Source organism: Pseudomonas sp. LPB4.O, from assembly GCF_038383825.1.
GTDB classification, from domain to species: Bacteria; Pseudomonadota; Gammaproteobacteria; order Pseudomonadales; family Pseudomonadaceae; genus Aquipseudomonas; species Aquipseudomonas putida.
In genome coordinates this window covers 2,022,860-2,042,427 of sequence record NZ_CP151298.1, presented here as the reverse complement: position 1 = coordinate 2,042,427, position 19,568 = coordinate 2,022,860, and the positions used below count along the sequence as shown (strand labels likewise).

The 19,568-nt window shown below is 63.6% G+C and carries 17 protein-coding genes; 5 read left to right on the top strand and 12 right to left on the bottom strand.

Annotated elements, in window-relative coordinates:
- The first annotated feature begins 46 nt into the window (after window positions 1–46).
- Window positions 47–913: a LysR family transcriptional regulator gene (locus MRBLPB4O_RS09265; RefSeq protein ID WP_341798164.1), complete on the top strand. Its 867-nt coding sequence runs from the start codon at window positions 47–49 to the stop codon at window positions 911–913.
- On the opposite strand, the gene MRBLPB4O_RS09260 is transcribed toward MRBLPB4O_RS09265, so the two are convergent.
- The 5 genes from MRBLPB4O_RS09260 to MRBLPB4O_RS09240 all read right to left on the bottom strand — a co-directional run bounded on the left by MRBLPB4O_RS09260 (window position 887) and on the right by MRBLPB4O_RS09240 (window position 4,932).
- The gene (locus MRBLPB4O_RS09260) at window positions 887–2,041 is read right to left on the bottom strand and encodes an HPP family protein (RefSeq protein ID WP_341798163.1); all 1,155 of its coding nucleotides are present in this window, start codon (window positions 2,039–2,041) and stop codon (window positions 887–889) included. The genes MRBLPB4O_RS09265 and MRBLPB4O_RS09260 overlap by 27 nt on opposite strands.
- Window positions 2,042–2,324: 283 nt before the next feature.
- Entirely contained in the window at window positions 2,325–3,644 is a 1,320-nt protein-coding gene (locus MRBLPB4O_RS09255) for a sensor histidine kinase (RefSeq protein ID WP_341798162.1), read from the bottom strand.
- Window positions 3,641–4,309 (bottom strand): response regulator transcription factor, encoded by a 669-nt coding sequence (locus MRBLPB4O_RS09250; protein ID WP_028613463.1) that lies wholly within the window; start codon window positions 4,307–4,309, stop codon window positions 3,641–3,643. Before MRBLPB4O_RS09250 ends, MRBLPB4O_RS09255 begins: the two co-directional genes overlap by 4 nt.
- On the bottom strand, window positions 4,310–4,624 hold the full coding sequence (locus tag MRBLPB4O_RS09245; RefSeq protein ID WP_016500524.1) for a PepSY domain-containing protein: 315 nt from the start codon (window positions 4,622–4,624) through the stop codon (window positions 4,310–4,312).
- Window positions 4,624–4,932 carry a PepSY domain-containing protein gene (locus MRBLPB4O_RS09240; protein WP_341798161.1) on the bottom strand — a complete coding sequence of 103 codons (309 nt, stop codon included), beginning with the start codon at window positions 4,930–4,932 and terminating at the stop codon, window positions 4,624–4,626. Before MRBLPB4O_RS09240 ends, MRBLPB4O_RS09245 begins: the two co-directional genes overlap by 1 nt.
- 238 nt (window positions 4,933–5,170) lie before the next feature.
- Here MRBLPB4O_RS09240 and MRBLPB4O_RS09235 point away from each other — a divergent pair, with 238 nt between their 5' ends.
- Window positions 5,171–6,250, top strand: a complete 1,080-nt coding sequence (locus tag MRBLPB4O_RS09235) for a patatin-like phospholipase family protein (protein WP_229609435.1) — start codon at window positions 5,171–5,173, stop codon at window positions 6,248–6,250.
- Between the two features lie 53 nt (window positions 6,251–6,303).
- Entirely contained in the window at window positions 6,304–6,660 is a 357-nt protein-coding gene (gene queD, locus MRBLPB4O_RS09230) for a 6-carboxytetrahydropterin synthase QueD (protein ID WP_012271598.1), read from the top strand.
- Window positions 6,661–6,670: 10 nt separating this feature from the next.
- On the opposite strand, the gene MRBLPB4O_RS09225 is transcribed toward queD, so the two are convergent.
- Window positions 6,671–7,153 carry a DUF1289 domain-containing protein gene (locus tag MRBLPB4O_RS09225; protein WP_151326450.1) on the bottom strand — a complete coding sequence of 161 codons (483 nt, stop codon included), beginning with the start codon at window positions 7,151–7,153 and terminating at the stop codon, window positions 6,671–6,673.
- 406 nt (window positions 7,154–7,559) lie between these two features.
- On the opposite strand from MRBLPB4O_RS09225, the gene acnB reads away from it, so the two are divergent.
- Window positions 7,560–10,169 carry a bifunctional aconitate hydratase 2/2-methylisocitrate dehydratase gene (gene acnB / locus MRBLPB4O_RS09220; protein WP_341798868.1) on the top strand — a complete coding sequence of 870 codons (2,610 nt, stop codon included), beginning with the start codon at window positions 7,560–7,562 and terminating at the stop codon, window positions 10,167–10,169.
- Window positions 10,170–10,342: 173 nt separating this feature from the next.
- Here acnB and prpD read toward each other — a convergent pair whose 3' ends face one another.
- The 6 genes from prpD to MRBLPB4O_RS09190 form a co-directional block, all read right to left on the bottom strand.
- The gene (gene prpD / locus MRBLPB4O_RS09215; RefSeq protein WP_341798160.1) at window positions 10,343–11,827 is read right to left on the bottom strand and encodes a 2-methylcitrate dehydratase; all 1,485 of its coding nucleotides are present in this window, start codon (window positions 11,825–11,827) and stop codon (window positions 10,343–10,345) included.
- Window positions 11,828–11,899: 72 nt separating this feature from the next.
- Window positions 11,900–13,090 (bottom strand): 2-methylaconitate cis-trans isomerase PrpF, encoded by a 1,191-nt coding sequence (gene prpF / locus MRBLPB4O_RS09210; RefSeq protein ID WP_341798159.1) that lies wholly within the window; start codon window positions 13,088–13,090, stop codon window positions 11,900–11,902.
- A gap of 147 nt (window positions 13,091–13,237) precedes the next feature.
- Window positions 13,238–15,826: a Fe/S-dependent 2-methylisocitrate dehydratase AcnD gene (acnD, locus tag MRBLPB4O_RS09205; protein ID WP_341798158.1), complete on the bottom strand. Its 2,589-nt coding sequence runs from the start codon at window positions 15,824–15,826 to the stop codon at window positions 13,238–13,240.
- 109 nt (window positions 15,827–15,935) lie between these two features.
- Complete coding sequence (prpC, locus tag MRBLPB4O_RS09200) at window positions 15,936–17,063, bottom strand: 2-methylcitrate synthase (protein WP_016500532.1); 1,128 nt, start codon at window positions 17,061–17,063, stop codon at window positions 15,936–15,938.
- Between the two features lie 58 nt (window positions 17,064–17,121).
- Window positions 17,122–18,012 carry a methylisocitrate lyase gene (prpB, locus tag MRBLPB4O_RS09195; protein WP_016485912.1) on the bottom strand — a complete coding sequence of 297 codons (891 nt, stop codon included), beginning with the start codon at window positions 18,010–18,012 and terminating at the stop codon, window positions 17,122–17,124.
- Window positions 18,009–18,725 carry a GntR family transcriptional regulator gene (locus MRBLPB4O_RS09190; RefSeq protein ID WP_016500533.1) on the bottom strand — a complete coding sequence of 239 codons (717 nt, stop codon included), beginning with the start codon at window positions 18,723–18,725 and terminating at the stop codon, window positions 18,009–18,011. The genes prpB and MRBLPB4O_RS09190 overlap by 4 nt, the downstream gene beginning before the upstream one ends.
- Window positions 18,726–19,031: 306 nt before the next feature.
- Here MRBLPB4O_RS09190 and MRBLPB4O_RS09185 point away from each other — a divergent pair, with 306 nt between their 5' ends.
- Window positions 19,032–19,568, top strand: a complete 537-nt coding sequence (locus MRBLPB4O_RS09185) for an ATP-dependent zinc protease (protein ID WP_016500534.1) — start codon at window positions 19,032–19,034, stop codon at window positions 19,566–19,568.

The following is a 19,568-nucleotide window of genomic DNA, read 5'->3' as shown; positions in this document are numbered from 1 at the left end:
GTGCAAAGCCTCTAGAATAGGCCACCCTTCAGCCACCGAGCAGCCCATGGATATCGATCAGGCCCGAACCTTCCTGGAAATCGTGCGTTGCGGCAGCCTGGTCGCCGCCGCCGAACGCCTGTTCGTGTCACAGACGGCAATTACTGCCCGAGTGCAGCGCCTGGAGCAGCAACTGGGCTGCCAGCTATTTGTGCGCAGCCGCAACGGCGCCAGCCTGACCAGCGACGGCGAAGCATTCGTCAGTTATGCCAACCAGCTGGTACAAACCTGGGAAGCGGCGCGGCGCGACCTGCCGCTGCCCGAGGGCTGCCAGCAAGTGCTGCATGTGGGGGGAGAAGTGAGCCTGGGCAACCCGATGATGCTTGACTGGATCAGTGCCCTGCACCGTGAGCTGCCCAGCCATGCCATCCGCAGCGAGGTAAGTGACGGCGAGTCGCTGCTGCGCAAGGTCGAGATGGGTTTGCTGGACGCCGCGCTGGTGTACCAGCCGACCTACGGGCCGGGCCTGCAGGTGGAACAGTTGATGGAAGAGAAGCTGATCCGCGTGCGCCGGGTCGACCAGCCAGAGCCCTACATCTACATCGACTGGGGCGAGGCCTTTCGCCGCCAGCACGATGCCGCCCTGCCCGACTGCGCCCGCCCGGCGCTCAGTTTCAACCTGGGCCCTCTGGCCTTGCAGTTTATTCTCGACCAGGGCGGCAGCGGTTACTTCCGCACGCGGGTGGTGCAGGCGTACCTGGACAGCGGCGTGTTCGAACGGGTGCCGCAGGCGCCGGAATTCACCTACCCGACCTTCCTGGTGTACCCACGCAAACGCGACAGCGAAGCCCTGCAACAGGCCTTCGCCATCCTGCGCCGGCTGGTAGCCGCCGGCGCCAGCGACTGGTCACAACGCTGGGACCCGGTTATCTGAAGCCTCGCCGTTGCTGAGCAGCTGGCGCTTGAGGCCAGCAATCAGGTCGGTCTGGGTGATTACCCCCACCAGCTTGCCGGCATCGAGCACCGGCAGGCAATGCAGGCCCTGCTCGCACAGAAGCGGCAACAGGCGCTCCAGCGGATGCTGGCTACTGACACTGACCACCCGGCGGCTCATCACCTGCTCCATGCGTACCGCTTTGCGGCCGAACAGCCCGCGCCAGCTGAAGCGGCCACGCTGCATGGCCGGGCCGACCAGGTCGCTGAGGCTGACGATGCCCACCAGCTTGCCCTGCTGCAATACCGGCAGGGTTTTCAGGTGGTGGCTGGCTAGCATTTTCCAGGCCTGCTCAAGGGTGGTTTCGGGCGTGGCGAACTGCACATCGCGCGACATCACCGAAGCCGCGGTAATACCGCCAAGGCTGCGCTGCAGGGCGTGCTGCTCGGTGGCGAGGATGATGCGTTCCAGCTCGTCACGGGTGACGTCGACGAACTCACCCAGCTCTTCCAGGGCCTGATCCAGGTCCTCGCCACGGATGCCGACCCGCTCACTGGGCAGGGGGTCGTGGGTATGGTGCACATCTTTGCGCGGCGCTACGCCTTTCGGGTAGCGCACACCGGTCAGGCGATTGTAGAGCACCGCCACGCTCACCAGGATCAGCGCGTTGAGCAGGATGGGCTCAAGCAGGTGATCGCCCATGGCGGTCAACCCCGAATCAGCCAGCACTGCGCTCACTGCCACCCCGCCACCCGGCGGGTGCAGGCAGCGCAGCAGGCACATCACCAGGATCGAGACGCCCAGGGCCGCTGCGGCCACCCACAGCTCCGGGCCGAAACCTTGACGCATGGCCAGGCCGACCGCGCCGGCCAGCGCGTAGCTGCCCAGCACTGGCCAAGGTTGGGCCAACGGGCCGGAATGCACGGCGAACACCAGTACTGCCGTGGCCGCCAGCGGGCCCAGCAGGTGCAAGGCGATGCCGGGGCCATAGGCCATGCTGGTCAGCCAGCCAGCGAGGAACAGACCGAGCAACGCACCGATACCGGCACGCAACCATTCTTTTGGAGAGGTATTCAGGGGCGCCGGCAACAGGCGCTGCAGACGGCTTTCGGAACGCGAGGCAGACATTTAAGTAATCGGGATCTTGGTTTTTTCTGATTAAAAAGAAAGCCCAGCCGAGCTGGCCTGGGCCTCGTATTGCGCGTGCAATACCACAAGGGGCTCCTTCCATGGAGAGATGGAAACCGCAGGGTTTCGTGAGAGGGATTTTGCCGGGTGGAGGGAAGTTGGGCTAATTCAAAAAACTGCGGCTGTACTGCAATTTTTTTGCAGTACTGATATGGCCTCGGCGGATTGGGCACACCTGTGGGAGCGGCCTTGTGTCGCGATGGGCCGCACAGCGGCCCCGGCATTACCGAGCCTTGCGCGGCAGGTCGATGCTCACACGCAATCCGCCCAGCGGGCTCTCTTCCAAGGCCAGTTGCCCGCCCCAGGCGTCGACGATATCGCGCACGATGCCCAACCCCAACCCATGCCCGTCCACCTGCTCGTCCAGCCGCGAGCCCCGCTCCAGCACCTGCAGCCGTTGGCTCTCAGGGATGCCTGGGCCATCGTCATCGACCCACAGCTGGAAGCCCTCGGTATTGGGCTCAATGCCCAGGCGCACCTCGCTGTCTGCCCACTTGCAGGCGTTGTCCAGCAGGTTGCCCAGCAGCTCCAGGAAGTCTTCGCGGTCCCATGGCAATAACAGCCCGGGCGGCACATCACTTGCCAGCAGCAGGCCCTCGCCGTGGATCATGCCCAATGTCCCGAGCAACCCCGGCAACTCGGCGTCACAGTCGAACTGCGCGCCCGGCAGCGCATCCCCTGCCAGCCGCGCACGGTTCAGCTCGCGTGCCAGCCGTTGCTGGATCTGCTCCAGTTGCTCACGCATCTGCGCGCGGACTTCGGGCAGGTCCTTCAAGCGCTCGCTGGAGGCCAGGCTCAGCAGTACCGCCAACGGCGTCTTGAGTGCATGCCCAAGGTTGCCCAAGGCATTGCGCGAACGGCGCAGGCTGTCTTCGGTATGACTGAGCAAGTGGTTGATCTGCCCCACCAGCGGCGCCAACTCGCTGGGCACCTGCTCATCCAGCTGCGAGCGCTGGCCCTGCTGCAGCTGGGCGATCTGCTGGCGTGCCCGCTCAAGCGGGCGTAACGAGCGGGTAACCGTGATGCGCTGCAGCACCAGAACCAGAATCAGCGCCACCAGGCCCATGCCCAGGCCGATCTGCTGCATGCGCCGGAAACCTTCGCGCACCGGCGAATAGTCCTGTGCCACGCTGATCGAAATGTCCTGGCCCAGGCGCCGGTAGTCGGCGCGCAGGGCCAGCAGTTGCTGCCCTTCCGGGCCGAGTTCATGGCTATCGGAAAGCCCGGGCGCCGATGGTTTGGGCATGTCAAGGTCCCACAGCGAACGAGACCTCCAGGTACCTTTGTCAAAATCGATGCGGAAGTAGTACCCGGAAAAAGGCCGTTGGTAGGCCGCCGAAATACGCCGCTCATCCAGCTGCAGGCCGGACGGCCCACGTACCAACGCCACCAGCAGGTTCTCGCTTTCCTTGCGCAGGCCGTTTTCCAGGTAGCGTTGCAGGCCAGCTTCGAACAGCCACAAGGTCAGTTGCGCCAGCACCACGCCGACCACCACCAGCACCGCCACCAGGCCCAGGCTAAGGCGCGCCTGGATCGACTTCACTCGGCGCTCCCTGCATAAATGTACCCTTGCCCACGCCGGGTCTCGATCACGCTGCGGCCCAGCTTGCGCCGCAAGTGATTGACGTGCACTTCCAGCACGTTGGAGTCCCGTTCGGTTTCGCCGTCGTAAAGGTGTTCGGCCAGGTGGCTTTTGGACAGGATCTGCTGCGGGTGCAGCATGAAGTAACGCAGCAGCCGGAACTCGGCGGCGGTCAGCTGCACATCCATGCCATCACGGCTCACGCACTGACGGCTTTCATCCAGGTGCAGCCCCGCTGCCTCCAGTTTCGGTTGGTTGGCCAGGCCCCGGGCACGGCGCAGCAATGCCTGGATACGCAATTGCAGCTCTTCCGGGTGGAACGGTTTGCTCAGGTAATCATCAGCCCCGGCCTTCAGCCCCTCGATGCGCTCGGCCCACGAGCCGCGGGCGGTGAGGATCAGCACCGGCGTGGCCAGGCCGGCGGCACGCCACTGGGCCAGCACATCCAGGCCCGGCAAGCCCGGCAGGCCAAGGTCGAGAATGATCAGGTCATAGGGTTCGCTCTGGCCCTGGTAAACCGCGTCGCGGCCGTCGGCCAGCCAGTCCACGGCATAGCCCTGGCGCTGCAGGCCGGCGGTCAGCTCATCGGCCAGCGGTACATTGTCCTCGACAAGCAACAGGCGCATTCAGTCGTCTTCCTCGTCTTTGAGCAGGGCGCCGGTGCTGGCATCGAGCTTGATCTCGCGTACCACACCTTCAACCGTCAGCAGTTCGACCTCATATTCGTAGCGATCGTCGTCTTCTTCCAGCTCGGCTTCCAGCAGGCGCGCCCCGGGGTGACGCCCCAGGGCGGTTTCCAGCAATTGCTCGAGCGGCAGGATGACGCCCTTCTGCCGCAGCTTCAGGGCTTCGTCCTGGTCAAGGTCGCGGGCTGCGGCCAGGGAGCACACGGCCAGCAGCGCCAGCGCGAGGTAGCGCGCCGGCCGCGGTAAGTGGATCATCAGTTGTCCCGCTCGTCCTTCAGCACTTCACCGGTCTTGGCGTCCAGGTCAACATCCCACTCGACGTTCTGGCTGTCGCGTAACTCGACCTTGTAGATGTAGCGGCCGTACTCGTCTTCAAGCTCCGAGTCGGTGACGGTGGCGCCGGGGTGCTTGGCCACGGCGGTGGCTTTGAGCTCGTCCAGCGACTTGATGGTCTTGGCGTTGACCAGCTTGACCACTTCGTCAGGCTGTACATCCTTGGCGAAAGCGGCATTGGCGCCCAGGGCGAGGGCGGCGGCGGCGAACAGGGCAGTCAAGGTTTTCATCGTTCTTCTCTCCTGAGAACTGTGTAAGTTGTCTACGGGGTTAAGATTAACCACCGGTCCTTAATTCAACCTGAAAACAGCTGGCGGCATGATAGCGCAGTTACACCGCCAGCCAGACTCGGCCTCCTGTTGGAGCAGCCTTGTGCTGCGAAAGGGCCCGTGCAGGCACAACAGTTGTGTAGTCTGTACCGGCCCTTTCGCAGCACAAGACTGCTCCTACAAACCCAAGAGATCCGCCATGAGCGCCATCCACATCAAGTACCCTGCCCTCACCTTCAAGGCCGGTGACCGTGCCCTGCGGCTCATCCGCGAGCGCGGCCTGCAGGCGGCCGATGTCGGGGTGCTGCCAGGTGCGGCCGGTGGCCCGAAGCCGCTGGGTATCCAGGGCCTGGACCTGGCACTGTTCGGCGAGTGGCTGCCTTCGGCACCGCGCCCGCGCGCCCTGATTGGCGCTTCGATCGGTGCCTGGCGCTTCGCCAGCGCCTGCCTCGAAGACCCCATCGCGGGTCTGCGTCGCCTGGGCGAGTTGTACACCGAACTGGATTTCGCCAAGGGCGCCACCCCGGCCGAAATCAGCCACAGCTGCCAACGCATGCTCGACGACCTGCTGCAGGGCCGCGACGGCCAGCTGCTGGCCAACCCGCACTATCACCTGAATATCCTGGTAGTGAAAAGCCATGGCCAGCTTGCCCACGACCATCGTGGCCGCCTGGGCCTGGGCCTGGGCTCGGTGGTGGCCAGCAACCTGCTCGGCCGTTCGCGCCTGGCGCGCCACTTCGAGCGCATCATCCTGCACGACGGGCGCGCCACGCCGCCGCTCGACGCACTGACCGACTTCCCCTCACGCTACCTGCCGCTGGACCTGGCCAACCTGCGCCACGCCCTGCTGGCCTCGGGTTCGATCCCCATGGTCATGCAGGGTGTGAAAGACATCCCCGGCGTGGGCGCTGGCACCTACCGCGACGGCGGCCTGCTGGACTACCACCTCGACCTGCCCTATCGCGGCGACGACCTGGTGCTGTACCCGCACTTCACCGACAAGGTGGTACCGGGCTGGTTCGACAAAGCCTTGCCCTGGCGCAAAGGCGATGCCACCCGCCTGCAGAACGTGCTGCTGATGACCCCTTCGCCGCAGTACCTGGCCGCCCTGCCCTACGGCAAGCTGCCGGACCGCAACGACTTCAAGCGCTTCATGGGTGATGCGCCAGGCCGCAAGCGCTATTGGTACAAGGCTATCGCTGAAAGCCAGCGCCTGGGCGACGAGTTGCTGGAGCTGGTCGCCACCGGGCGGCTGCATGAACGCCTGCAAGCCTTGTAACGGCCATGCTGGTAGAATGCGCGCATTATTGATTCACACAGAGTTAAGACAGCGTGGAAATCTTCAAGGAATTTACATTCGAATCGGCCCACCGCCTGCCCCACGTCCCTGAAGGGCACAAATGTGGCCGCCTGCATGGCCATTCGTTCAAGGTCGGCCTGCACCTGACCGGCCCGCTCGACCCGCACACCGGCTGGATCCGCGACTTCGCCGAGGTCAAGGCGATCTTCAAGCCGATCTACGAACAACTGGACCACAACTACCTGAACGACATCCCGGGCCTTGAGAACCCCACCAGCGAAGTGATCGCCAAGTGGATCTGGGACCAGGTCAAGCCGCTGATGCCGGAACTGTCGAAAGTGCGCATCCACGAAACCTGCACCAGCGGTTGCGAATATACCGGCGACTGATTCGCCCGCGCTACTGGCCCTGCGTGCTGCCCATGGCATCGCGCAGGAAGCTGGGGGCGATGTAGCGCTGGTAATGCGCTTCTGAAAGCAGGAAGAACTCGCGATCGATGGCATCGCGCAATTGCGGCAGTTCCCAGTCGCGAAACTCCGGCAGCAGCACCATGCCGTAGGCCTCCAGGTCACGGATCATCCGCGCCCCGCGGGCAATCAGCTGGTAAGCCCAGCAATATTCCGACTGCTGCTCGACAAAGCGGATGGAGCGCTGCTCCAGTTGCTGACGCAACAGGCTTTTGTCGAACACCTCCAGCTTGGCCATCATCACCTGCACCAGCAACTGCTCAAGGCGCAGCCACACCGCGCGTTTCTGCGCGTCGTCGTAGCCGTTCCAGTTGATCACCTCGTGGTGGAAACGCTTGCAGCCACGGCACACCGTGTCTCCGTAAACCGTGGAGCACAGGCCGACGCAAGGGGTCTTGATGGACTTGTTGGACATGAAAAACAACAGTTTGGCGGAGGAACACGGGCCCATGTTAGCCCTTTGTCTAACCAGGGTCACTCGTTAAAGTCATCTTCTGCGCCTTACTTTCGGGCTTTTTTTGCCGTAGAATCATCCGGCCTTTTCAAAGGCAACAATGTCCGTTGGAAGCTGTTTTCAAAGCGTCACGAGCACAGTTAATCCGGTAGAACGGCGTTGGCCCGGGCCATGCATCCCTCGCATGCCCGCGCCAGCCCTCATCAGCTCCCCGTTCTGCAGGCGTAAAACTTTGAAAGCAGCTTCTGTAAGGATTCTTTGCGACTCTGGCTGGGCGGCCCACAAAGCCGTGGCAGCGCATGGGTGCATCGAATGCTGGATAAGCGTCCCGGACCCCCTTTAGGGACCACTGATGAGGGAAATAACTGTGCTTGAAGCCTACCGCAAACACATCGAAGAGCGTGCCGCCCTGGGTATCGTGCCCCAGCCGCTGAACGCCGAACAAACCGCAGGCCTGGTCGAGCTGCTGAAAAACCCGCCGGCCGGCGAAGAAGCCTTCCTCGTAGACCTGATCACCAACCGCGTACCACCAGGGGTCGACGAAGCTGCCTACGTCAAGGCTGCTTTCCTTTCTGCTGTTGCCAAGGGCGAAACCCAGTCGCCTCTGATCGACCGCAAGCACGCCACCGAACTGCTCGGCACCATGCAGGGCGGCTACAACATCGAAACGCTGGTCGCACTGCTGGATGACGCCGAACTGGGCGCCGTCGCGGCCGAACAGCTCAAGCACACCCTGCTGATGTTCGATGCCTTCCACGACGTGGCCGAAAAAGCCAAGGCCGGCAACGCTCACGCCAAGGCCGTGCTGGACTCCTGGGCTGCCGGCGAGTGGTTCACCGCCCGCCCGGCCATCGCCGAGAAGTACACCCTGACCGTGTTCAAGGTGCCAGGCGAAACCAACACCGACGACCTGTCGCCTGCTCCAGACGCCTGGTCGCGCCCTGACATCCCGCTGCACGCCCTGGCCATGCTGAAAATGGCCCGCGACGGCATCGAGCCACAGCAGCCTGGTTCGGTCGGCCCGCTGGCACAGATCGAAGCCGTCAAGGCCAAGGGCTTCCCGGTTGCCTATGTAGGTGACGTGGTAGGTACCGGTTCCTCGCGTAAATCCGCTACCAACTCGGTACTGTGGTTCTTCGGCGACGACATTCCGTACGTGCCGAACAAGCGCGCCGGTGGCTTCTGCTTCGGCACCAAGATCGCCCCGATCTTCTACAACACCATGGAAGACGCCGGCGCCCTGCCGATCGAATTCGACTGCACCAACCTGGGCATGGGCGACGTCATCGACGTTTACCCGTACAAAGGTGAAGTACGCCGCCACGAAAGCGACGAGCTGGTCACCAACTTCGAGCTGAAAACCGAAGTGCTGCTGGACGAGGTCCGCGCTGGCGGCCGTATCCCGCTGATCGTTGGCCGTGGCCTGACCGAAAAAGCCCGCGCCGAGCTGGGCCTGGGTGCTTCCGACCTGTTCAAGAAACCAGAGCAGCCTGCCGACTCCGGCAAGGGCTTCACCCTGGCGCAGAAAATGGTCGGCCGTGCCTGTGGCCTGCCAGAAGGCCAGGGCGTGCGCCCAGGTGCCTACTGCGAGCCGAAGATGACCACCGTCGGTTCCCAGGACACCACTGGCCCGATGACCCGCGACGAGCTGAAAGACCTGGCGTGCCTGGGCTTCTCTGCCGACCTGGTCATGCAGTCGTTCTGCCACACCGCGGCTTATCCAAAGCCGATCGACGTCACCACCCACCACACCCTGCCAGACTTCATCCGCACCCGTGGCGGCGTGTCGCTGCGCCCAGGCGACGGCATCATCCACAGCTGGCTGAACCGCATGCTGATGCCTGACACCGTCGGTACCGGTGGCGACTCGCACACCCGCTTCCCGATCGGCATCTCGTTCCCGGCCGGTTCCGGCCTGGTGGCCTTCGCCGCCGCCACCGGCGTCATGCCGCTGGACATGCCAGAGTCGATCCTGGTGCGCTTCAAGGGCAAACTGCAACCGGGCATCACCTTGCGTGACCTGGTACATGCCATCCCTTACTACGCCATCCAGAAGGGCCTGCTGACCGTCGAGAAGAAGGGCAAGAAAAACGCCTTCTCCGGCCGCATCCTGGAAATCGAAGGCCTGGACGAACTGACCGTCGAGCAAGCATTCGAGCTGTCCGACGCCTCGGCCGAGCGTTCCGCTGCCGGCTGCACCATCAAGCTGCCGGAAAAGGCCATCGCCGAGTACCTGCAGTCCAACATCACCCTGCTGCGCTGGATGATCGGCGAAGGCTACGGCGACCCACGTACCCTGGAGCGCCGCGCCCAGGCCATGGAAGCCTGGCTGGCCAACCCTGAGCTGCTGTCGGCTGACGCCGATGCCGAGTACGCTGAAATCATCGAAATCGACCTGGCCGACGTCAAAGAGCCTGTGCTCTGCGCGCCGAACGACCCGGACGATGCCCGCCTGCTGTCTTCGGTACAGGGCGAGAAGATCGACGAAGTGTTCATCGGTTCGTGCATGACCAACATCGGCCACTTCCGCGCTGCCGGCAAGCTGCTGGAGAAGGTCAAGGGTGGCATCCCTACCCGTCTGTGGCTGGCTCCGCCAACCAAGATGGATGCTCACCAGCTGACCGAAGAAGGCTACTACGGCATCTACGGCAAGGCCGGTGCGCGCATGGAAATGCCAGGCTGCTCGCTGTGCATGGGTAACCAGGCACGTGTGCAGACCGGTTCGACCGTGGTCTCCACCTCGACCCGTAACTTCCCGAACCGTCTGGGCGACGCGACCAACGTGTACCTGGCATCGGCCGAACTGGCTGCTGTCGCTTCGATCATCGGCAAGCTGCCGACCGTCGAAGAGTACATGCAGTACGCGAAAGACATCGACAGCATGGCTGCCGACGTTTACCGCTACCTGAGCTTCGACCAGATCGCCGAGTTCCGCGAAGCGGCAGCCAACGCCAAGATCCCGGTGGTTCAGGCTTAAGCTGAGTTACAGGCAGTAAAGAAAGCCCCGGCAGCGATGCCGGGGCTTTTTGTTTTAGCCTGTACCGGCCCTATCGCCGGCAAGCCAGCTCCCACAGGTACTCCACAGGTCTTGAGAACTTTGGAGTACCTGTGGGAGCTGGCTTGCCGGCGATTGGGCCAGTAGAGGCCACCTCAGATCACAAACAAATCCACGAACCGGTGCACCGCCATCCCCTCCAGCTGCTGCTGGTCCTTGCACACCTCCACAATCTGCGCACACCGCTGACGGGCAAAACGCGTCCCCAGGTTTGCCCTGAACTTGGCCTCCAGCAACGGTATGCCCTCCCCTCGCCGCCGCCGATGCCCGATCGGGTATTCCACCACCACTTGGTCAGTGCTGCTGCCATCCTTGAAGAACACTTGCAGCGCGTTGGCGATCGAGCGCTTGTCTGGCTCCAGGTACTCGCGACTGAAGCGCAGGTCTTCCACCACTTCCATCTTCTCGCGCAGGCGATCGATGCTCGGGTGGTGGGCATGGAAAGCATCTTCATAGTGCTCTGCCACCAAATGGCCGAAGATCAGCGGTACCGCCACCATGTACTGCAAGCAGTGGTCACGGTCGGCAGCATTGGCCAGCGGGCCGCTCTTGGAAATGATGCGGATCGCTGACTCCTGGGTGGTGATCACGATGCGGTCGATTTCATGCAGACGGTTGCGCACCAGTGGATGCAGGGTCACTGCCGCCTCACAGGCGGTCTGGGCATGAAACTCGGCAGGGAAACTGACCTTGAACAACACGTTTTCCATCACATAGCTGCCCAAGGCCTGAGGCAGACGCAGCTCGTACTGCCCGGCAGGCTTGAGCGCCAAGTCTTTGTTGGTGTGACTGAACGATACGTCGTAGAACCCCCACTGCGGCGCCGTGAGCACGCCCGGCACGCCCATCTCGCCGCGCAGGGCGATATCGGCCAGGCGCACGCCCCGGCTGGAAGCATCGCCCGCCGCCCAGGACTTGCGAGAACCGGCGTTGGGCGCATGGCGGTAAGTGCGCAGGGCCTGGCCGTCGACGAAGGCGTGGGACAAGGCCGAGAGCATCTGCTCGCGATTGGCCCCCATCAGCCTGGCACACACGGCGGTTGAGGCCACCTTCACCAGAATCACGTGATCGAGGCCGACACGGTTGAAAGAGTTTTCCAGTGCCAGCACACCCTGGATCTCATGGGCCATGACCATTGCCTCAAGCACATCGCGCATCAGCAGCGGCGCCTCACCCGCTGCGACGTGCTTCTGCGACAGGTGATCAGCCACGGCCAGGATGCCGCCAAGGTTGTCCGAGGGATGAGCCCATTCAGCGGCCAGCCAGGTGTCGTTGTAGTCCAGCCAGCGCACCGTGCAGCCGATGTCCCAGGCGGCCTTGACCGGGTCGAGGCGGTAGGCGGTGCCGGGAACACGGGCGCCATTGGGGACCTGCGTGCCTTCCACCTGAGGGCCGAGGAGTTTCGTGCATTCGGGGAAGCGCAGGGCCAGCAGGCCGCAGCCGAGGGTGTCCATCAGGCAGTTGCGCGCGGTGGCCAGGGCTTCGGCGGAATCGACCCGGTAGCCGAGGGCGTAGTCGGCCAGGGTCTGCAACACCCGGTCGTAATCCGGGCGGTCGTTGAGGTCTACGTTGGCGCTCATATCCAGCTCCCTTCAGAATTGCCGGGGCTGCTGTGCAGCCCCAACGAACTAAAGCCGAGCGCCAGTGGTGCTTTAGAAGCTATCGCCAGGCACGCGAACCCAGCCCTCCATCAGCACGCGAGCACTGCGGCTCATGATTGCCTTGGTCACTGTCCACTCACCCTCCACCCGGCGCGCCTCGGCCCCGACCCGCAAGGTGCCCGAAGGGTGGCCGAAACGCACAGCGCTGCGCTCGCCCCCGCCAGCGGCGAGGTTGACCAGCGTGCCCGGAATGGCCGCTGCGGTGCCGATCGCCACCGCCGCCGTACCCATCATGGCATGGTGCAGCTTGCCCATCGACAAGGCCCGCACCAACAGGTCGACATCCCCTGCCTGTACCACCTTGCCACTGGACGCAGTGTAGGTGCTCGGTGGCGCAACGAACGCCACTTTTGGTGTGTGCTGACGCCCGGCAGCCTGGTCGACATTGTCGATCAAGCCCATGCGCACGGCGCCATAAGCACGAATGGTCTCGAAACGCAGCAGCGCCTGCGGGTCGCCGTTGATTGCGTCCTGCAGTTCGGTACCGGTGTAGCCGATATCCGCCGCGTTTACGAAGATGGTCGGGATGCCAGCGTTGATAAGGGTCGCCTTGAAGGTGCCGACGCCCGGTACCTCCAAGTCATCGACCAGGCTGCCGGTAGGGAACATCGCACCGCCGTCGTCACCGTCGTCGGCCGCCGGGTCGAGGAATTCCAGTTGCACCTCGGCCGCCGGGAAGGTCACCCCGTCCAGCTCGAAGTCGCCGGTTTCCTGCACTTCACCTTCAGTGATCGGGACATGGGCGACGATGGTCTTGCCGATATTGGCCTGCCAGATCCGCACCGTGGCGATGCCGTTGCGCGGAATGCGCGCCGGGTCGACCAGGCCACTGGTGATGGCGAACGAACCGACCGCAGCAGACAGGTTGCCGCAGTTGCCGCTCCAGTCGACGAACGCCTTGTCGATGCTGACCTGGCCGAACAGGTAGTCGACATCGTGCCCGGGCTTGATGCTTTGCGACAGGATCACGGTCTTGCTGGTGCTGGACGTCGCACCGCCCATGCCGTCGATCTGCTTGCCGTAGGGGTCGGGGCTGCCGATTACCCGCAGCAGCAGTGCGTCACGGGCTGGGCCGGGGATCTGCGCCTGCTCGGGCAGGTCTTGCAGGCGGAAGAACACGCCTTTGCTGGTGCCGCCACGGATGTAGGTGGCGGGGATTTTTATTTGCGGTACGTGTGCCATTGATGTGCTGTCCTGTCTGAAATGCATATGGCCTCTGGGGCTGCCTTGCAGCCCATCGCGGCGCAAGGCCGCTCCTACAGGGATCGCGTGACGCTGTGGGAGCGGCCTTGTGTCGCGAAAGGGCCGCAAAGCGGCCCCCGTTCATGCTCAGGCGGTCGCTTCGAGGAAGTCCTGGGCAAAGCGCTGCAGCACCCCGCCCGCCTCGTAGATCGACACTTCCTCGGCGGTGTCCAGGCGGCAGGTCACCGGCACTTCCAGGCGCTCGCCATTGGCGCGGGTAACCACCAACGTCAGGGTCGCCCGAGGGGTACGTGCGCCCAGCACGTCATAGGTCTCGCTGCCGTCCAGGCCCAGGGTCTTGCGGTCGGTGCCTGGCTTGAACTCCAGCGGCAACACGCCCATGCCCACCAGGTTGGTGCGGTGAATGCGCTCGAAGCCTTCGGCGACGATGGCCTCGACACCCGCCAGGCGCACGCCCTTGGCCGCCCAGTCGCGGGACGAACCTTGGCCGTAGTCGGCGCCGGCCACGATGATCAGCGGCTGTTTGCGCTGCATGTAGGTTTCGATCGCCTCCCACATGCGGGTCACCTTGCCTTCCGGCTCGATACGCGCCAGCGAGCCCTGCTTCACGCTGCCGTCTTCCTTGCGCACCATTTCGTTGAACAGTTTGGGGTTGGCGAAGGTGGCACGCTGGGCGGTCAGGTGGTCGCCGCGGTGGGTGGCGTAAGAGTTGAAGTCCTCTTCCGGCAAGCCCATTTTCGCCAGGTATTCACCGGCGGCGCTGTCGAGCATGATGGCGTTGGACGGCGACAGGTGGTCGGTGGTGATGTTGTCCGGCAGCACCGCCAATGGGCGCATGCCGCGCAGGGTACGTTCACCGGCCAGCGCGCCTTCCCAATACGGCGGGCGGCGGATGTAGGTGCTCATCGGGCGCCAGTCATACAGCGGCGCCACTTTCGGCCCGCGGTCTTCCTCGATGGCGAACATCGGGATGTACACCTTGCGGAACTGCTCTGGCTTGACCGCGGCACGCACCACGGCGTCGATCTCTTCATCGCTCGGCCAGATGTCCTTGAGGCGGATTTCCTTGCCATCGACCACGCCCAGCACATCCTTCTCGATGTCGAAGCGGATGGTGCCGGCAATGGCATAGGCCACCACCAGCGGCGGCGAAGCCAGGAAGGCCTGCTTGGCATACGGGTGGATACGCCCGTCGAAGTTGCGGTTACCCGACAGCACGGCGGTGGCGTACAGGTCGCGGTCGATGATTTCTTGCTGGATCACCGGGTCCAGCGCGCCAGACATCCCGTTGCAGGTGGTGCAAGCGAAGGCGACGATACCAAAACCGAGTTGCTCCAGCTCCTTCTCCAGCCCGGCTTCTTCCAGGTAAAGCTGCACAGCCTTGGAACCTGGCGCCAGCGACGACTTGACCCACGGCTTGCGGGCCAGGCCAAGCCTGTTGGCATTGCGTGCAATCAGGCCAGCGGCTATCACGTTGCGCGGGTTGCTGGTGTTGGTGCAGCTGGTGATGGCGGCAATGATCACCGCACCGTCCGGCATCTGCCCCGGCACCTCTTCCCAGCTGCCGGCAATGCCTTTGGCTGCCAGGTCGGTGGTAGCCACGCGAGCGTGCGGGTTGGACGGGCCGGCCATGTTGCGCACCACGCTCGACAGGTCGAAGCTCAGGGTGCGCTCGTAGACAGCGCCGCCCAGGCTGTCGGCCCACAGGCCGGTCGCCTTGGCGTAGGTTTCCACCAGCTTGACCTGCTGCTCTTCGCGGCCGGTCAGGCGCAGGTAGTCGATGGTCTGCTGGTCGATGGCGAACATAGCGGCGGTGGCGCCGTATTCCGGGGCCATGTTGGAAATGGTGGCGCGGTCACCCAAGGTCAGCGCGCGGGCGCCCTCGCCGTGGAATTCAAGGTAGGCGCCGACGACTTTCTGTTTACGCAGGAATTCGGTCAGGGCCAGCACCAGGTCGGTGGCGGTGATGTTCGGTGCCAGCTTGCCGGTCAGCTCGACGCCGACGATTTCCGGCAGGCGCATCCACGAAGCGCGGCCGAGCATCACGTTTTCGGCTTCCAGGCCGCCAACGCCAATGGCGATCACGCCCAGGGCGTCGACATGCGGGGTGTGGCTGTCGGTGCCGACGCAGGTGTCCGGGTAGGCCACGCCGCGATCGTTGTGGATGACTGGCGACATCTTCTCCAGGTTGATCTGGTGCATGATGCCGTTGCCCGGCTGGATCACGTCAACGTTCTTGAACGCCTTCTTGGTCCAGTTGATGAAGTGGAAGCGGTCTTCGTTGCGGCGGTCTTCAATGGCCCGGTTCTTTTCGAAGGCCTGCGGGTCGAAGCCACCGCACTCCACTGCCAGCGAGTGGTCGACGATCAGTTGTACCGGCACCACCGGGTTGACGGCGGCCGGGTCGCCACCCTTGTCGGCGATGGCATCGCGCAGGCCGGCGAGGTCGACCAGCGCGGTCTGGCCGAGGATGTCGTGGCACACCACGCGGGCCGGGAACCACGGGAAGTCGAGGTCGCGCTGGCGTTCGATCAGTTGGCCCAGCGAGGCGTCGAGGGTGGCCGGGTCGCAGCGGCGCACCAGGTTTTCGGCGAGCACGCGGGACGTGTAAGGCAGGCCGTCGTAAGCGCCGGGCTTGATCGCCTCGACCGCCGCACGGGCATCGAAGTAGTCCAGGTCGGTGCCTGGAAGGTGCTTGCGGAATGCTGTGTTCATATCGTTATCAGGCTCGGTCACGGTACGGTCGTGGATAGCTTTCTAATTGCTGTCCTGTGTTGGCTGTTCCGGCCTCATCGCCGGAACAGGCCACCCCACAGGTTCGGTTTCAGCGCTGCTCGATCGGCACGAACTGGCGCTGCTCGACGCCGACATACTCGGCGCTCGGGCGGATGATGCGGTTGTTGGCACGCTGTTCGAAGACATGCGCCGCCCAGCCGGTCAGGCGCGAGCAGACGAAGATCGGGGTGAACAGCTTGGTCGGGATACCCATGAAGTGGTACGCCGAGGCATGGTAGAAGTCAGCGTTGGGGAACAGCCGCTTCTGCTCCCACATGGTCTTGTCGATGGCTTCTGAAACCGGGTACAGCACCTTGTCGCCCACTTCGTCGGCCAGCTGCTTCGACCAGCCCTTGATCACCTCGTTGCGCGGGTCGGACTCTTTGTAGATGGCATGGCCAAAGCCCATGATCTTGTCCTTGCGCTCCAGCATGCGCAGCAGCTCGGCAGTGGCTTCCTGCGGGCTCTGGAAGCGCTCGATCAGCTCCATCGCCGCCTCGTTGGCACCGCCGTGCAGCGGGCCGCGCAGCGAGCCGATGGCAGCGGTGACGCAGGAGTACAGGTCGGACAGGGTCGAGGCGCAAACGCGGGCGGTGAAAGTGGAGGCGTTGAACTCGTGCTCGGCGTACAGGATCAGCGACACGTTCATGACCTTGACGTGCAGCTCGCTCGGCTTCTTGCCGTGCAGCAGGTGCAGGAAATGGCCGCCGAGCGTGTCTTCGTCACTGGTGCAATCGATGCGCACGCCATGGTGGGTGAAGCGGTACCAGTAGCACATCACTGCCGGGAACAGCGCCAGCAGGCGGTCGGTCTTGTCGCGCTGGGCTTCGAAGGTGAGCTCGGGCTCCAGGGTACCCAGTACCGAGCAACCGGTGCGCATCACGTCCATCGGGTGGGCGTCACGCGGGATGCGCTCCAGCACTTCCTTCAATGCTTGCGGTAGGTCACGCAGGCCTTTGAGCTTGAGCTTGTAGTCGGCCAGCTCGGCCTGGGTTGGCAGCTCGCCGTACAGCAGCAGGTAAGCGACTTCTTCGAACTCGGCACCTGCCGCCAGGTCACGCACGTCGTAACCCCGGTAGGTCAGCCCGGCACCGGCCTGGCCAACGGTCGACAGTGCGGTCTGGCCGGCCACCTGGCCACGCAGGCCTGCGCCACTGAGTACTTTCGCTTCGGCCATGGTGTTTCTCCTTTCTTGAATTTGTTATGGATTTATTCTGGCTAATTCGGGGTGTTGCTCAGCCTTTCTTCTGGGCAAACAACGCGTCGAGGCTCTGCTCGAAGGCGTGGTAACCGATGGCATCGTAGAGCTCCATACGGGTCTGCATGGTGTCGATCACGTTTTTCTGGGTGCCGTCGCGGCGCAGCGCGGTGTACACGTTCTCGGCGGCCTTGTTCATGGCACGGAACGCCGACAGCGGGTACAGCACCAGCGACACGTCGACCGAGGCCAGCTCTTCGGTGGTGTACAACGGCGTGGCGCCGAATTCGGTGATGTTGGCCAGAATCGGCGCCTTCACCCGATCAGCGAACGTCTTGTACATCTGCAGTTCAGTGATGGCTTCCGGGAAGATCATGTCGGCGCCAGCCTCGATGCAGGCCTCGGCGCGATCAAGGGCAGCGTTCAGGCCTTCGACGGCCAAGGCGTCAGTACGCGCCATGATCACGAAGCTGTCATCGCTACGGGCATCGACAGCGGCCTTGATGCGGTCGACCATTTCCTGCTGGCTGACGATTTCCTTGTTCGGACGGTGACCGCAGCGTTTGGCGCCCACCTGATCCTCGATATGGATGGCAGCAGCGCCAAACTTGCTCATCGAACGTACGGTGCGGGCGACGTTGAAGGCCGACGCACCGAAGCCGGTGTCGACATCCACCAGCAACGGCACGTCGCACACGTCGGTAATGCGGCGCACATCGGTGAGCACGTCGTCCAGGCCGGTGATGCCCAGGTCCGGCAAGCCCAGCGAGCCTGCGGCCACGCCGCCGCCGGACAGGTAGATGGCCTTGAAGCCGGCGCGCTTGGCCAGCAGGGCATGGTTGGCGTTGATGGCGCCAACCACCTGCAGGGGATGTTCGGCAGCAACGGCGTCGCGGAAACGCTGACCGGGGGTGCTCTTCACAGTCATTTCTCACCTCGTGGGCTGTTGTTGTGGGCGTCCAGATAGTGACGCTCGATGTTGCGCTTGGACGCGCCGATGTGGCGGCGCATCAGGAGTTCGGCCAGCTCGCCGTCACGGTCGGCGATGGCATCGAGGATGCGGTGGTGTTCGGCAAAAGCCTGGCGTGGCCGGTTGGGCGTGGCAGAGAACTGGATGCGGTACATGCGCACCAGTTGGTACAGTTCGCCGCACAGCATCTTGACCAGGGTCTGGTTGCCGCTGCCCTGGATGATCCGGTAATGGAAGTCGTAGTCGCCTTCCTGCTGGTAGTAACCCACACCAGCCTGGAATGCGGCATCGCGCTCGTGGGTATCAAGCACACGGCGCAGTTCGTCGATGTCGCCCTGGCTCATGCGTTCGGCTGCCAGGCGGCAGGCCATGCCTTCCAGCGACTCGCGAATTTCGTACAGCTCGATCAGTTCGGCGTGGTTCAGCGATACCACGCGCGCGCCAACATGCGGTACGCGCACCAGCAGGCGCTGGCCCTCCAGGCGGTGGATGGCCTCGCGCAACGGCCCACGGCTGATGCCGTAGGTGCGCGCCAGCTCCGGCTCGGAAATCTTGCTGCCGGGGGCAATTTCGCCCTTGACGATGGCCGCCTGAATGCGCCGGAAGACGTTTTCAGACAAGGTTTCCGTTTCGTCTGTCAGCACCGGGCTGGCGGTGGAAAGGTCCTGCATATTGTCGACACCTTGAAAATCTCTTTGCCAGAAATTAGCGAAAACAGGCTCGCCAGTCAAAGACAAAATGAACATTGTCGACAATTGTCTAATAACGAACTAACCCCCGCCCGGTGCTGTCAGATCGCGCACCGCTGGCGTCAATACGTCGGCGTGATAGAATGCCGCGCCTCCGATGGGGTATGGATAGCCTGTCTGTCATACATTCATGCTTGTTGACAGATAAAAGAGGAAGCTTGCGCAGTAGTTGCCAGTCGCCTTGACCAGAACCTTGCCTAGAACCTTGCACTGCACCGCGCCAGGATTATGAGACTTACACCCGTTTTATTGCTGCTATGCCTCACCCTGCTGCCGGCCCTTGGTCAGGCTGCGGGCAAGACCGTCTATGGTCTCAACGAATATGCACGGCTGGGCGACCTGGACCTGGAAGTGGCCGCCAAGCTCGACACCGGTGCCAAAACCGCCTCGCTCAGCGCCCGCGATATCAAGCGGTTCAAGCGCAACGGCGAAAGCTGGGTGCGCTTCTACCTGGCCATCGATGCTGCCCACTCGCACCCGATCGAGCGCCCGCTGGCACGCGTAAGCAAGATCAAGCGCCGGGCCGGCGACTATGATGCCGAATCGGGCAAGGCCTACACGGCACGCCCGGTCATCGAACTTGAAATCTGCATGGGCCAGGCCATGCGCACCATCGAAGTCAACCTCACCGACCGCAGCGCCTTCCAGTTCCCGCTGCTGATCGGCTCCGAGGCACTCAAGCACTTCGACGCGCTGGTCGACCCAAGCCTTAAATATGCGGCCGGCAAACCTGCCTGTGCCACCGACGCTCACAAAGCAGAGTAA

Coding starts and splice junctions, on each gene's coding strand:
- MRBLPB4O_RS09185 (WP_016500534.1), top strand. CDS start 19,032: ATGAGACTTACACCCGTTTTATTGCTGCTATGCCTCACCCTGCTGCCG.
- MRBLPB4O_RS09245 (WP_016500524.1), bottom strand. CDS start 4,624: ATGATCCACTTACCGCGGCCGGCGCGCTACCTCGCGCTGGCGCTGCTG.
- MRBLPB4O_RS09250 (WP_028613463.1), bottom strand. CDS start 4,309: ATGCGCCTGTTGCTTGTCGAGGACAATGTACCGCTGGCCGATGAGCTG.
- prpB (WP_016485912.1), bottom strand. CDS start 18,012: ATGACTGTGAAGAGCACCCCCGGTCAGCGTTTCCGCGACGCCGTTGCT.
- MRBLPB4O_RS09265 (WP_341798164.1), top strand. CDS start 47: ATGGATATCGATCAGGCCCGAACCTTCCTGGAAATCGTGCGTTGCGGC.
- prpF (WP_341798159.1), bottom strand. CDS start 13,090: ATGGCACACGTACCGCAAATAAAAATCCCCGCCACCTACATCCGTGGC.
- MRBLPB4O_RS09240 (WP_341798161.1), bottom strand. CDS start 4,932: ATGAAAACCTTGACTGCCCTGTTCGCCGCCGCCGCCCTCGCCCTGGGC.
- prpC (WP_016500532.1), bottom strand. CDS start 17,063: ATGGCCGAAGCGAAAGTACTCAGTGGCGCAGGCCTGCGTGGCCAGGTG.
- acnD (WP_341798158.1), bottom strand. CDS start 15,826: ATGAACACAGCATTCCGCAAGCACCTTCCAGGCACCGACCTGGACTAC.
- MRBLPB4O_RS09260 (WP_341798163.1), bottom strand. CDS start 2,041: ATGTCTGCCTCGCGTTCCGAAAGCCGTCTGCAGCGCCTGTTGCCGGCG.
- MRBLPB4O_RS09225 (WP_151326450.1), bottom strand. CDS start 7,153: ATGTCCAACAAGTCCATCAAGACCCCTTGCGTCGGCCTGTGCTCCACG.
- prpD (WP_341798160.1), bottom strand. CDS start 11,827: ATGAGCGCCAACGTAGACCTCAACGACCGCCCGGATTACGACCGGGTG.
- MRBLPB4O_RS09235 (WP_229609435.1), top strand. CDS start 5,171: ATGAGCGCCATCCACATCAAGTACCCTGCCCTCACCTTCAAGGCCGGT.
- MRBLPB4O_RS09190 (WP_016500533.1), bottom strand. CDS start 18,725: ATGCAGGACCTTTCCACCGCCAGCCCGGTGCTGACAGACGAAACGGAA.